The organism is Marinimicrobium koreense (assembly GCF_003762925.1).
GTDB lineage: Bacteria > Pseudomonadota > Gammaproteobacteria > Pseudomonadales > Cellvibrionaceae > Marinimicrobium > Marinimicrobium koreense.
Genome location: NZ_RJUK01000001.1, coordinates 1500655 through 1514205 on the forward strand (window position 1 = coordinate 1500655; position 13551 = coordinate 1514205).

Here is a 13551-nt window from a genome sequence, read left to right on the forward strand (position 1 = left end):
CAGTGGCGCCGCAGCCTACTGACCGATCAGCGCCACGAAAGGCAGGATGGACAGGGTCAGGATGACCCCGATGGCAATGACCAGAGCGGTAAATCGCAGGGGGGCGGCGGCCGCTCGCTGCCAGAGCGTTGGTTGCTCCCCGGCGGCCTCCCGCTCCTCTCTCAGCGCCCGCTGCTGATCCAGGCGGCGAGCCTGATAGTCCGCCAGCAGGGCCTTGGCTTCGGGCAGCTGCTCCGGGTGGGTCAGCCAGATCGCGGACACCCCCAACCCCCAAAAACCGGCGTGGGTTTCATAGGTGGCAAAGTCGTGATCCGCCAGAAGCTGACGAACCTCCTGTGCCTCGTCGTCAGGCACCTGATTCAGTTTAAACAGTAATTGACCCATTGTTCAGCGCGTGCGCTTCCCCCCTTTGGAACAGTGGCGATCCGGTTCTATGTGGACGCGATTACGCCCTGCATCCTTGGCTTTATAGAGTGCCTTGTCCGCCCGTGACAGCAACTGATCAAAACGTTCATCCTCGGCTTGCACCTGGGTAATACCCGCGCTGAAACTCGCCTTGAATGTCTGCAGTTCGTCGTTGAAAAATTCGGTTCCGGCAAATACCGCCCGTATATCGTCAATCAGCTCCAGCGCTTCACAGGTGTCCGTGTGGGGCAACAGAATCAGGAATTCTTCCCCGCCCGAGCGCCCGGCGATATCCCCTTTGCGCAGCCGGTTTTTGAGCGTGGCAGCGAAAGCTTTGAGCACCTCATCGCCCATCAGGTGCCCATAGGTATCGTTGATGGACTTGAACCAGTCCAGGTCCACCTGTACCAGAGAAAACACCACTTCATGACGTCGATAATCGTCCAGTAACTCCGCCAATCGCTGCAACAGAAAGCGCCGGTTATACAGGCCGGTCAACTCATCGGTGACCGACAACTCCAGCAGCCGGGCTTCGAGCGCCTTGCGATGACTGATGTCCACCACCATGCCATACCAGGTCACCACCTCCTGATCCAGCCACTCTCGCTCCGGGGTGGCAATGCCCTCCAGCCAGATTTCCCGGCCATTCAGCACCACCCGGTATTCGCAGGTCCATTGCCCCAAGGCCCGGTAGCTTTCCAGAATGGATTGCTGGAGACGCTGCGCGTCCTCCGGATGCACCAGTTCAAACACCAGCGAAGCGTCCTGCAAAATAGCATCGGGCTCCCGACCGTAAAATTCCCGTACCCCCTCACTGACGTAGGGAAACTCCACCCGTCCATCGGCGTACATCCGGAAAATATAGATGACCCCGGGGATGGTCTCGGCCAACTTGTTGAGTAATTGGGCATTGATGTGCTGCTGACTGATGTCGATGTGGGTACCCACCACCCACTCCGGATCGCCCTCCGCCGTGCGGGACATCAGCCGACCCCGGTCGTGAATCCAGACCCAGTGCCCCTCCTTGTGTCGGAGTCGCACAATGCATTCGTAGTAGGGGGTTTCACCATCGAAGTGGCGCTGGAAGGCTTCGTTGGAACGGGCCAGGTCGTCGGGATGACAGAGACGGTGCCAGATGGCGATACTGATGGGCTCCAGCTCCCGGGAGCTGTAACCGAGCATCTCCGCCCAGCGTTCGTTGATCCGTTGCTCACCGGTGTGGGCATTCCACTCCCAGGTGCCAGCTCGGGTACCCTCGATGATGGCCTTCAGCCGGTTGAGCTGCTCGCTTGCATTTACCTGGGACACACCATGCCTCTGGTTACCTCAATCTCTGCCGGGAGGGCGCTGTTGTCGCTCAAACCATCCCTCAATTAGCGCTATCTTCGCAAGCCCCGAAAGCCGTGGCAAGCACGAGCGACGTCCCGTCCGGTCACTGACCGGTTGAGGTATCCGCGGCCGACTCAAGAACCCCGATCCGGTAGCGTTCAAGCTGACCCCAGGCGGCAGGGCTGTGGTCCCGACCATAGCCTTTGGTGGTCATGCCCTCGGTGGCTTCGCGCCCGCACCAGGGCAGAATCACCGCCGGTGGCGCCGGGTGGTGTGGCAGGTAGTCGGTCAGGTCATACACCTCACCCCGGATCGCCATCCAGCAGTCCTCCAGCCGGTCGTGCCTGGCGACCTCCTCCAGGGTAAAGGTCGGCTCCTCTTCGGCCAGCGTTACCGCCGGCACCAGCGTCCAGGTCACCAGCAACGTCACGACCGAAGACCAGAATGCGACAAACGCCGCAAAGGCGGTTTTTTTCATGGGTTACCTCCCGATCAGATGTTCAAAGCAAAACAAATTCTTCGGTTACCAGGCGCCCGGCGGGCACACCGCAGGCGCTCAGCGCCTCCCGGGCCCGTTCCAGCAGCGGCAACGGGCCACAGACATACACCGCCCGGTCGGCCACATCCGGACAGACCCGCTTGATGAAGGCCTGATTCAGCGGCCCCTCCCGATAAAAATAGTGCACCGTCAGTTGGCTGTCGGGCCAGCCCTCGAACGCGCCCTTCAGCTCGTCGGCAAACAGGAACCGCGTCTCGTCCTGTACACAATCGATCAGATGAACCTGCAGCGGCCGCCCCGCTCGCACCGCCTCACGTACCCGCCCGAGAAAGGGAGTGATGCCAATTCCCCCCGCGACCCACAGCTCGGGCCGTGCGGGATTCGACGCAAAAAAATCGCCGTAGGGTCCCTCCACCCAAAGACGGGTTCCCTCGGGAACGGTCAACATCGCGTGACTGGCATCCCCCAAATCCTTGATCGCCACCCGCAGATCCTGCTCATCCGGAGCAGAGGAAAGGGTGTAGGGATGCTCTTCCCGGTGCCCGATATGACCAACCCGATCCGGCGTCAAATAGATGAACTGCCCGGATCGATAACTCAACCGCTGCCGCTCTGGGGCCAGCGTCAGCTCCACCACATCCCGCGCAGGGTGAGTGACTCTGGTCACCCGATAGGAACTCCGGCCTCGCCAGCGTGCGTAAAGCCACCGGTAGCTCAGTGCGGAAATCGCGAGCAGGGCCAACGTCGACCACAACACCCAGGCCAACCATCCGGGCAAGGTCCTGCTCAACAACCCCGTGTGCAACAACGCCAGAATGACAGTGACCCCACTCAAGCGATGCAGCCACTTCCAGCGTTGGTATTCGGGTTCGCCAAAAAAGCCGAAGCTCGGCGCCATGAACGCCATCAACGCCAGCAGCGCCACCCAACCCCAGACCGAGGCCGGCTGCGAAGAAAACAGCGTACTGACCGCCGCGTCCAGGGAAATACCTGCCGCGGCAAACGACAACAGCAGCGGATGGGCCAGCAATAACAGAAATGCGATGGCGCCAAGGCGATGATGCAACTGCCACAGTTTGGTCAGGCCACCGAAGGGGCGGTCAAAGCCTGGCACACGGCAACACAGGGCGGCGGCCATCAGTAACAGGGAGAGGCCCCAAATGCCGGTAATACGCCCCAGGGCATTCAGAACTTCCCGAGGCTGATCCAGACTTGGCCAGAGAAACGGCAGCGCCAGCACGCCCGGCAGCAGCGCCAGCACCCAGACAGCCACGTGACTGAAACCCTTCGGATGACGCACGTAATCCCCCCTTGAGCGTAAAAACCGGCACGTTTACGCGTCGGTAACCCGGTTTGTTCCAGCGACGTTCATCAGACAGTGAGGATCGACCGGTACTCGGCCACATCAACCTCGTAATCCCCGTGATCCTGCAAGTACAGACGCAGGCAGTCAGCCGCTTCCGGCTCACCGTGAATCAACTGGATGGGCGTTTTCGACTTGAGCCCGGAATCTTTAAGCCACTGCACTAGCTCACGATAATCTGCGTGACCAGACAGTCCGGTCAGAACCGCCAACTGTGCTTTTCGCGGGATATAGGCGCCGTGAATTTTGACCGTTTCTCCGCCGGCAATGAGATGTGCTCCCCGGGTCCCCCCCGCCTGATGGCCACTCAACAGCAGGGTGTTGCGGTGGTTGGGCAGCAGCCGCTTCATATGATGCAGAATACGCCCGCCGCTCATCATGCCGCTACCGGCGATGATGATATGTGGGTAAGTCAGGTCGGCCAGCGCCTTGGACTCATCGACACTGTGAGTATAGGTCACCACCTCAGCCATACGGGCACAATCGGCATCGCTCAGCCGGTGCTGGTCAGCGTACTGGTGGTAAATGGCGGACACGTCGATGGCCATGGGGCTGTCGAGGAACACCGGCAGCGTGGGGATGCGTCGTTCATCCATCAGTCTGGCCAGCATATGCTGCAGCAACTGGGCCCTGCCCACGGCAAAACTGGGAATCATCAGCACCCCGCCGCGATTGACCGTCGCGTTGACGATCTCCGCCAGCTGATTCCAGGGGTCGCTGTCCGGGTGCGGACGATCACCATAGGTGGATTCAAGCAATAGCAGGTCCAGCGCCGGCAGGGGTTTCGGGGGGTACATCAGAATATCGTGGGGCCGACCCACATCACCGGAAAACCCGATCCGCTTGCCTTCCGCCTCTACAATGATACTGGCCGCCCCGAGAATATGCCCGGCAGGCTGGAAAGTGATGGACAGGTCCCCGAGCTGCAGTGACTGATTGAAATGCACGGGCTCAAAAAGCTTCAGGCTGTCTTCAGCGGTGCGCTGATCGTACAGGGGCTCGGGGCGCTCGTGTTTGCTCAGCTTGTGGCGGGAGAAAAACCGGGCGTCCTCTTCCTGAATGTGCCCGCTATCGGGCAGCAGAATGCCGCACAGCGCCCGGGTGGCCGCGTGGGTGTACACCGGCCCGCGATACCCCCGCTGATACAGCCGTGGAATGTAACCAGAGTGATCCAGGTGCGCGTGAGTCAGGAGCACCGCGTCCAGGGTGTTCAGATCCACCGGCAGGCTTTGCCAGTTGCGCCGACGCAACCACTTGTAGCCCTGAAACAGGCCACAGTCGATCAACACCCGGGTTCGGCCGGTCTCCAACAGGAACTTGGAGCCGGTCACCGTTTCCGTACCGCCGAGAAAGACAATCTTCACACGCACCCCCGAGCTTTGCCGTGGCACTGCAGTGGTTCTGACAGCCAGCATAGACACAGGCCGGGCACCCCGTATTGACCTGAATCAACCCGGAACCCCAAAAAGGAAATTGCCCCCCAAAGCTTGCGCCCTCGAGGCAACTTGCTTACATTATAGTCCACACAACAATTAGTGATTTAAGCGCCACTCCTCAGGGACAGGTTCCTGTACGCGGGCCACCGGCCCCAGTGCCCAGCGCATAACATCAATAACAATCGCCCTGTAGCAACCCAAACCGATTGCCGCAGTTCACTCACCCAAACTCGGTTTCCGATCATGAAAACACGCATGAACAGACGAGAAATCTTACGTTACACTGCCTGGCTGACCGGCACCTCCGTGGCCGCACCGCTGGCCTCGGCGGTACTGACCGGCTGCTCCGAAGCGCCCCCGGGGGATGCCGCCCCCAGCGCCACACCGGCCGACGGCCAACTGCTTCACTTTTTCAGCCCCAAGGCTTTCGGCCTGATCACCGAAATCGCCGACACCCTGCTGCCGCGCACCGACAGCCCCTCGGCCAGCGACGTCGGGGTACCGCAGACACTGGACACCATGCTCGGCAAGGTGCTCGAACAGGGGTACGTGGAGCAGTTCCAACGGCTCTGGACCGACCTGGAGGCCGCCCTCACCCAGGCCAACTTTGCCAGCCAGAGCCAGGGCGAACGCGAAGCGCTGCTCAGCCAACTGGAAACCAGCACGGATGCCGCTCAGGCCAGCGCCCGCGATGGCATGGTGATGCTGAAGCAACAGGTGGTGATCTATTACCTCACCAGCGAAACCATTGGCGAGCAATACCTGAACTACCTTCCCATCCCCGGCGAGTACAAACCCTGTATCTCGGTGGACGACGTTGATAACAAGAAGTGGGCAATCTGATCATGGCAACGACTGAATTCGACGCAATTGTGATTGGCTCCGGCATCAGCGGCGGTTACGCCGCCATGGAGCTGTGCAAAAAAGGCTACAAAACGCTGGTCCTGGAACGGGGCCGCGATGTGCAACACGGCGAATACCCCACCGCCCACGACGACGTGTGGGACCTGCCCCACCGCGACAAGGTGCCCCGGGACGAAATTGCCGAGCACTACCCCAAACAGAACCGTCTCAACTGGTGGGTCACCCAGGCCAACAAGCACTGGATCAACAAAGACGACGAATACCCTTACCAGGAAGACCAGCGTTTTGACTGGATTCGCGGGCATCACGTCGGGGGCCGCTCGATCATGTGGGGCCGTCATTGCTATCGCTGGAGCGACATTGACTTTGAAGCCAACAAAAAAGAAGGCATCGCCATCGACTGGCCGATTCGCTACAAGGACATCGAGCCCTGGTACGACTATGTGGAACCCTTCGTGGGTATCGCCGGTCAGGCCGAGGGCCTGAAGCAGGTACCCGATGGCAAATTCCTCAAACCCTTCCCGCTCAACTGCGCTGAGCAGCATCTGCGCGAAACCGTCGCCCAGAAATATCCGTTCCGGGTGGTGACTCCGGGCCGGGTAGCGAACCTGTCCGAGTACAACCCGGACGTTCACCTCGGCAAGCGCGGCCAGTGTATGTCCCGGGATCGCTGCTGGCGCGGCTGCCCCTTCGGCGCTTACTTCAGCAGCCAGTCCGCCACCCTGCCCGTGGCCGAAGCGACCGGCAACCTGAGCATTCGCCCGCACAGTATCGTCAAGGAAATTGTGTACGATGCCGACTCCGGGCGCGCCACCGGCGTGCGTCTGATCGATGCCCAGAGCAAAGAAGAGCTGGAAATTCCCGCACGGATCATTTTCTGCAACGCCAGCACCGTGGGCACCACCGCCATCCTGCTCAACAGCCGCTCCGACGCCTTCCCCAATGGTCTGGGCAACCGCAGCGGCGAGCTGGGCCACAACATCATGGATCACCACTACGGCATGGGCGCCGCCGGCGTTCTGCCCGCACTGGAAAACGAATACTACTCCGGTCGCAAACCCGGTGGCTTCTACATCCCGCGCTTTACCAACCTGGATGAAGAAACCCGGCGGGAAGATTATGTGCGCGGTTTCAGTTATCAGGGCTCAGCACAACGGGCTGAAAATATTCCGGTGGGCGCGGTCGGCTCATCCCTGAAAGAGGCGGTGTTCAAACCCGGCACCTGGACCATCCGCATGACCTGTTTCGGCGAGATGCTGCCCTATCATGAAAACCGGATGTACCTGGATCACAGCAAGACCGATCAGTACGGAATGCCGCTGATCACCTTTGATGCCCAACTGCGGGACAATGAAATGAAACTGCGCCAGGACGGCGTGAAAAGCGCGGTGCAAATGCTGGAAGCGGCGGGCTGTACCGACATCACCTGGTACAACAGCGCCACCGCGCCCGGCGCCTGCATCCATGAAATGGGCACCGCGCGCATGGGCCACGACCCGGAAACCAGCGTGCTCAATAAATGGAACCAGATGCACGATGTCCCCAATGTGTTTGTGACCGACGGTTCCTGCATGACCAGCTCCGGCACCCAGAACCCGAGCATCACCTACATGGCGCTGACCGCCCGGGCCGTAGACTATGCTCACAAACAGATTCAGGCCGGCGAGCTGTAAGCTCACCCGGTTCTGGTCGACACACCCACTGCGGGCAGCCTTGCGGGTTGCCCGATTTTTTTTGAGGTAATAACCATGAAAGCTTTCTTGCGCACCCTGTCCCTGATCACTCTGGCGACCACGGCCAGCGCCCCGACACTGGCCGACTCCGAGCGAGTGTTCGAGCTGCGGACCTACACCACCCATGAAGGCAAACTGCCCGACTTACATGCCCGCTTCGAAAACCACACCCGCTGGTTGTTCGAAAAACACGGCATGAGGAACATTGCCTACTGGACACCCACCGATGAAGCCCTGGCCGACAACACCCTGACCTATATCCTGGTGCACGAAAGCCGGGAAGCGGCCGAGGCAAGCTGGAAGGCGTTTTCCAACGACCCCGAGTGGCAGGCGGTTTACCAGAAGTCCCGAGAGAATGGACCACTGGTCAAACACATCGACTCCACTTTCATGAAGCCCACCGACTACTCGCGGATTCGCTAAACCCATTAAAACAGCAAGGACTCTATACCGTAGCGCTCCAGCAGGTATACGTACTCGTCGGTTTCCCGAAAGCGCTGCACGGCCCGGGTAAAGTCAGCGGCCAGTTTATGGGCATCCTCGCGTTGACGTGAAATGGCGATGTAAATGGGGCCCCGGAATACCGGCGGCTCCATGAACTCGATCTGATTCCGCACCCCCAGCCGCTCGGCGTGCAGTTCAATGGCCGGCTTGTTGCCCAGGGCATAGTCCACCCGGCCACCGAGCAGCACTTTGATCAACTGCTCCTCATCATTGACCCGCAGCTTTTTGAACGCGGTATCGTCTTCAAGCGCCTCGCCATAGTAGTAAGCGCGAATTCCCCCGAGCTGAAACTCGCGCAACCAGTTGATATCGGACGAATCCAGAGGCTCATCCCCGGCGCGGCGAAACACCGATACGGTTTCAAAGGCGTGGGGAATGGAGGTGAAGGTGACGCCCGGGGCGCGCTTGGAGGTGTTGAACAGGGTGCAGGCAATATCGGCCCGTCCGTCACCGACATGCTGCAACAGCCGGCTGAACGGATAGCGCCGGTACTCGAGCTTATACCCCAACTGCTGGGCCACCCGTTCACACACATCGACGGAAATGCCCCGCCACTGGCCGGCTTGATCGTCAAAATAATAGAACGGCGGGTAGTCCTTTTCGGCTACCGCCGCCACCAACGTGGTCCCGCTGGCCGCACAACTGATGCACACCAGCAAAACCGTCAGCACAATACGCCTCATGGAGGATCTCCATCCTTTTTGGAGGAACAGCCAGAAAAAGTATAGCACCGAATAGTCGCCCCTTGACTTTCCAGTGATTGGAAGGTTTAGAGTGGCCCTATTCCCTACTACGGAGGCGTTTATGACATCCTCGAATGAAATTGATCTGCACATCAGCGGGATGAGCTGTGCATCCTGCGTCGGCCGGGTTGAAAAAGCCCTCAATGCCGTGGAAGGCGTCACCGAAGCCAACGTCAACCTGGCCACGGAAACCGCTCAGGTGAAGGGCAGCGCCAAGGCCGATACGCTGATTGACGCCGTACGCCAGGCCGGCTATCAGGCCGAACCCGCACGCTCCGACCAGACCGATCAGTTGGCGGAAGAGCGGGCCCAGGAGGCCCGGCGTCTCAAACGCTCTCTGTGGTTTGCGGCGGCGTTGACGCTGCCGGTGTTTGTGATGGAAATGGGCGGCCACCTCTTTCCGGCATTGCACCACGCCATCAACGACAGTATCGGTCAGCAGGCCAACTGGTTGATCCAGTTCACCCTGGCCACCCTGGTGCTGTTCGGACCCGGCCTGCGCTTTTTCCGGCTCGGTGTGCCAGCTCTGGCACGGCTGGCGCCGGATATGAATTCACTGGTGGCCCTGGGCACCACCGCTGCCTGGGGCTACTCGGTGGTGGCCACCTTTGTGCCCGAGGTACTGCCTGACAATGCGGTCAACGTCTATTACGAGGCCTCGGCGGTCATCGTCACCCTGATTCTGCTCGGCCGGTTTATGGAAGCCCGTGCCAAGGGCCGCACCAACCAGGCCATCAGCCGCCTGGTGAGCCTGCAGGCCAAAAGCGCACGGGTGCTGCGCGACGGGCAAGAGGTCGAGGTAGCGCCCGAAGAGATTCAGCTTGGGGAGACCATTGTGGTCCGCCCCGGCGAGAAAATTCCCCTCGACGGTGAGCTGGTCGACGGACATTCCTATGTGGACGAATCCATGCTCACCGGCGAAGCCATTCCCGTGGAAAAATCCACTGGGGACACGGTGGTGGGCGGCACCCTCAATAAAACCGGCAGTTTCTCCTTCAAGGTCACCAAAACCGGGGAGGATACCCTGCTGGCCCAGATCATTCATATGGTCGAAAGCGCCCAGGGTTCCAAACTGCCGATCCAGACCCTGGTCAATAGAATCACCCTCTGGTTTGTGCCCGCAGTAATGGCTGCGGCTCTGGTGACTCTGGTGGTCTGGCTGGTATTCGGCCCCGAACCGGCCCTCACCTTTGCGCTGGTCAACGCGGTGGCGGTGCTGATCATCGCCTGCCCCTGCGCCATGGGGCTGGCCACACCCACGTCCATCATGGTGGCCACCGGCCGGGCGGCGGAAATGGGTATCCTGTTTCGCCACGGTGAAGCCCTGCAGGCACTGCGGGGCATGGACGCCATTGCCTTTGACAAAACCGGCACCCTGACCCGGGGCCAACCGGAGCTGACCGACCTGGTTCCCGCCAAGGGTTTTGAGCGCTCGGAGTTGCTCACCTGGGCAGCGGCACTGGAAAAACGCTCCGAGCACCCCATTGCCGAGGCGATACTCAAGGCGGCGGAGCAGGAAGGTCTGACGCTTCCGGAGGCCAAGGGGTTCGACTCATTGACCGGCTATGGTGTGAAGGCCACCATCGAGGGGCGGGAGGTCGCCATCGGCGCGCTGCGGCTTCTGCAGGAGTACAGCCAGGGCGACAATCCGTTTGAAGCCGAGGCCGACACCCTGGCCAACGAGGGAAAAACCCCGCTTTATCTGTTGGTGGACAGCAAACCGGCCGCCCTGCTCGCCGTGGCCGACACCGTAAAAGACACAACGCCGGCGGCCATCGACTTCCTGCACCGGGAAGGCTTCAAAGTGGTCATGATGACCGGCGACAACCAGCACACCGCCCGGGCCATCGCCGATCAGCTCAAGATTGATGAAGTGGTGGCCGATGTGCTGCCCGACGGCAAGGTCGAGGCGCTGAAAAAGTTGCAGGACGAGGGCCTGAAGGTGGCCTTTGTGGGCGACGGCATCAACGACGCCCCCGCTCTCGCACAAGCCGATATCGGTATCGCCATGGGCACGGGGACCGACGTCGCCATCGAAAGCGCCGATGTGGTGCTGGTCAAAGGGGATCTGGTCGGAGCGGCCAACGCCATTGCCGTCTCTCGCGCCGCCCTGCGCAACATCAAGCAGAACCTGTTCTGGGCCTTCGCCTACAACACGGCGCTGATTCCGGTGGCCGCCGGGCTGCTCTACCCGGCCTTCGGCTTGCTGCTGTCGCCGGTGTTCGCGGCGGGCGCCATGGCATTGTCGAGCGTGTTTGTGCTGGGTAATGCCCTGCGCCTGAAACGCTTTCAGGCGGTCATCCAATCCGGCCCCGACGCCGTACGATGAAGTGAGCGCCAAGCGTTTCAATTGGGCGCTCATAAGCCTACACTGGTTTGCGAAAAGGCTTGCGAGAGTCCTTTAGCTGACGAGTATTCACCGTTTTACTAAGGAGTAGGTTATGCAAGTTCGAGACTTGATCCCGGGCCAGGCCCGGAAGAAATCCAACCCCAGCGCGATGGAACACCTGTCTGAACGCTCGGCCGAACTCACCGATGAATTCAAGTCATTTGTGGGTGATATGGAAGCCATGCTCAAGAACAGCGCATCGCTGCAGGGGGAAGAACTGGCCCGCGCCCGCCAGGCGCTGGAGGAGCGCGTCCACAAAGCCAAAGGTGTGGTTGACGAAAAAGGCAATCGCCTGGCGCAGTACACCAAAGAAAACCTGCATCAGGCTGGTGACTACGCCCGGACGCACCCCTGGACGGTCACCGGTGCAACCCTGGCGCTCGGGGTTGCGGTCGGGCTGTTGATCTTCAAGCGCAAATAAGGCGGTGCCCGGGCACACCAGTGGTCTGCCTACGAACTGGCGACCCACTGGTTGCGTCCCCGGTCCTTGGCCCGGTACAGGCAGTCGTCGGCGGCCACGATAAGATCGTCCGGGGTATCAACACTGATCAGGTCCGAAGTCACCACCCCGACACTCAGTGTCACCACCCCGTCAGTAGCGGTGTGTTCGTGCGGGATCCCCGAAGCCTGCATGGACGCCAAAATACGCTCCGCAACACGTCGAGCGCCGGCACTGTCGGTTTCGGGAAGCAACACCAGAAACTCATCGCCCCCATAGCGAACCCCCAGATCCATCGTACGGTGACTGGCACTTCGGATGGCATCGGCCACGGCCACCAGGCATTTGTCACCCGCCAGATGACCATAACGATCGTTGTACTCCTTGAAGTGATCGATATCGACCATCAACAACGACAGCACGCCGCCGGTGCGCTTGATCCGCGCCAGTTCGCTGACCACCACCTCATCAAAGCGACGGCGATTGGCCAGCCCGGTCAGGGGGTCGGTGAGTGAAAGCGCCTGCAACTCCCGCATTGCCCGTCGCAGCTCTGCGGTGCGCCGCTCGATTTTCTCTTCCAGCTGTTCATTCAGTTCTTTGAGCTCACGCTCGGTTTCCACAAAGCGGGTAAGCTCCTTGGACGTGCCCCAGATATGGGTCACCACCCCGCGATCATCGCGCATCGGAACCAGAATGGTCTCAAACAACCGCTGACGACCGTCGAGCACCGGCTTCTGCTCTGTAACCACGGTGCTGCCCAGGGCCACACAGCGCCGGTAGCCTTCAATGATTTCCTCGGCGCCCTCCCAACCGGCCAGCAAGTCCCGGAATCGGGCGCCGGGCACCTGTCTGGGCTCCAGAGCTCGGGCCGCCTCATTGGCGTTGACGATTTCAAAGTCGTCATCAAGCACCTTCGCAATCCAGAAGGGATCGCGAGCATGATGCCAGAGCGCCTCAAAGAACTGCAGCAGCGCCTGTTGGTCCAGAGCAGCGTGAAAGTCGGTCATATCCGGATACTAGCGCAAAGCGCCCAAAGATGCAGCATCAGGCGCCAAAGTGGCCTATCGGCGTCCCCGCATGGCTTACGTAAAGATTGGTAAGCGCCGTCCGCCCCGCAACAAGACAAACCATCCGCTCGCCTGTTAGCGTCGTATCTACCACTTTAACTTACCCGAAAAGGAGTCTGTTTGATGTCCAAGGTTCTTGTTCTTTACTACAGCATGTATGGCCACATCGAAACCCTGGCTCACGCCATCGCCGAGGGAGCCAGGCAGGTGGATGGGGTGGAAGTCACCCTGAAACGTGTGCCGGAAACCATGCCTGAGGATGTGGCCCGCAATGCCGGCGCCAAGCTCGACCAGGATGCGCCAGTGGCCAGTCCGGAAGAGCTCGATCAGTACGATGCCATCATCTTCGGCACCCCCACGCGCTTTGGCAACATGTGTGGTCAGATGCGCAACTTCCTGGATCAGACCGGCGGACTCTGGGCGCAAGGCAAACTGGTCGGAAAAGTGGGCAGTGTATTTACCTCCACTGCCAGCCAGCACGGCGGTCAGGAAACCACCATCACCTCGTTCCACACCACCCTGTTGCACCACGGCATGATCATTGTGGGTGTACCTTATGCCGTACCCGCACTGACCAATATGGACGAAGTCAGCGGCGGCACGCCCTACGGCGCCAGCACCCTGGCCGGTGCCGATGGCAGCCGCCAACCGACCGAAAACGAGCTGACCATCGCCCGCTATCAGGGTGAGCATGTGGCGAAAATTGCCATCAAGCAGAGCGCGTAAAACCCTTGCGCCAACAAAAAAGCCCGCGCTATTGGCGCGGGCTTTTTTGTACTC

The 13551-nt window shown here is 60.5% G+C and carries 13 protein-coding genes; 6 read left to right on the plus strand and 7 right to left on the minus strand.

The window, feature by feature from the left end:
- Positions 1–15: 15 nt before the first annotated feature.
- The 5 genes from EDC38_RS06565 to EDC38_RS06585 all read right to left on the minus strand — a co-directional run bounded on the left by EDC38_RS06565 (position 16) and on the right by EDC38_RS06585 (position 4960).
- Entirely contained in the window at positions 16–384 is a 369-nt protein-coding gene (locus tag EDC38_RS06565; RefSeq protein WP_123637812.1) for a DUF6164 family protein, read from the minus strand.
- A gap of 3 nt (positions 385–387) precedes the next feature.
- Positions 388–1713 (minus strand): sensor domain-containing diguanylate cyclase, encoded by a 1326-nt coding sequence (locus tag EDC38_RS06570; RefSeq protein WP_123637813.1) that lies wholly within the window; start codon positions 1711–1713, stop codon positions 388–390.
- A 124-nt stretch (positions 1714–1837) separates the two neighbouring features.
- Positions 1838–2212 (minus strand): cytochrome b5 domain-containing protein, encoded by a 375-nt coding sequence (locus EDC38_RS06575; protein WP_123637814.1) that lies wholly within the window; start codon positions 2210–2212, stop codon positions 1838–1840.
- Between the two features lie 22 nt (positions 2213–2234).
- The gene (locus tag EDC38_RS06580) at positions 2235–3533 is read right to left on the minus strand and encodes a ferredoxin reductase family protein (RefSeq protein ID WP_123637815.1); all 1299 of its coding nucleotides are present in this window, start codon (positions 3531–3533) and stop codon (positions 2235–2237) included.
- 71 nt (positions 3534–3604) lie between these two features.
- Positions 3605–4960: an MBL fold metallo-hydrolase gene (locus tag EDC38_RS06585; protein ID WP_123637816.1), complete on the minus strand. Its 1356-nt coding sequence runs from the start codon at positions 4958–4960 to the stop codon at positions 3605–3607.
- A gap of 327 nt (positions 4961–5287) precedes the next feature.
- On the opposite strand from EDC38_RS06585, the gene EDC38_RS06590 reads away from it, so the two are divergent.
- The 3 genes from EDC38_RS06590 to EDC38_RS06600 all read left to right on the plus strand — a co-directional run bounded on the left by EDC38_RS06590 (position 5288) and on the right by EDC38_RS06600 (position 8052).
- A complete protein-coding gene (locus tag EDC38_RS06590) occupies positions 5288–5875 on the plus strand; it encodes a gluconate 2-dehydrogenase subunit 3 family protein (protein ID WP_170162866.1) in 588 nt (195 codons plus the stop codon).
- Between the two features lie 2 nt (positions 5876–5877).
- Entirely contained in the window at positions 5878–7569 is a 1692-nt protein-coding gene (locus tag EDC38_RS06595) for a GMC oxidoreductase (protein ID WP_123637818.1), read from the plus strand.
- Between the two features lie 75 nt (positions 7570–7644).
- On the plus strand, positions 7645–8052 hold the full coding sequence (locus tag EDC38_RS06600; RefSeq protein ID WP_024460723.1) for an NIPSNAP family protein: 408 nt from the start codon (positions 7645–7647) through the stop codon (positions 8050–8052).
- Between the two features lie 5 nt (positions 8053–8057).
- Here EDC38_RS06600 and EDC38_RS06605 read toward each other — a convergent pair whose 3' ends face one another.
- Positions 8058–8816: a substrate-binding periplasmic protein gene (locus EDC38_RS06605; RefSeq protein WP_170162867.1), complete on the minus strand. Its 759-nt coding sequence runs from the start codon at positions 8814–8816 to the stop codon at positions 8058–8060.
- Positions 8817–8937: 121 nt separating this feature from the next.
- Here EDC38_RS06605 and EDC38_RS06610 point away from each other — a divergent pair, with 121 nt between their 5' ends.
- Entirely contained in the window at positions 8938–11205 is a 2268-nt protein-coding gene (locus EDC38_RS06610; RefSeq protein WP_123637820.1) for a heavy metal translocating P-type ATPase, read from the plus strand.
- Between the two features lie 112 nt (positions 11206–11317).
- Complete coding sequence (locus EDC38_RS06615) at positions 11318–11686, plus strand: ElaB/YgaM/YqjD family protein (RefSeq protein ID WP_024460726.1); 369 nt, start codon at positions 11318–11320, stop codon at positions 11684–11686.
- A gap of 29 nt (positions 11687–11715) precedes the next feature.
- On the opposite strand, the gene EDC38_RS06620 is transcribed toward EDC38_RS06615, so the two are convergent.
- Entirely contained in the window at positions 11716–12711 is a 996-nt protein-coding gene (locus tag EDC38_RS06620; RefSeq protein ID WP_123637821.1) for a GGDEF domain-containing protein, read from the minus strand.
- Positions 12712–12894: 183 nt separating this feature from the next.
- Between EDC38_RS06620 and wrbA the strand changes: the two genes are divergently transcribed.
- Positions 12895–13497 (plus strand): NAD(P)H:quinone oxidoreductase, encoded by a 603-nt coding sequence (gene wrbA, locus EDC38_RS06625; protein WP_024460728.1) that lies wholly within the window; start codon positions 12895–12897, stop codon positions 13495–13497.
- Positions 13498–13551 lie beyond the last annotated feature (54 nt).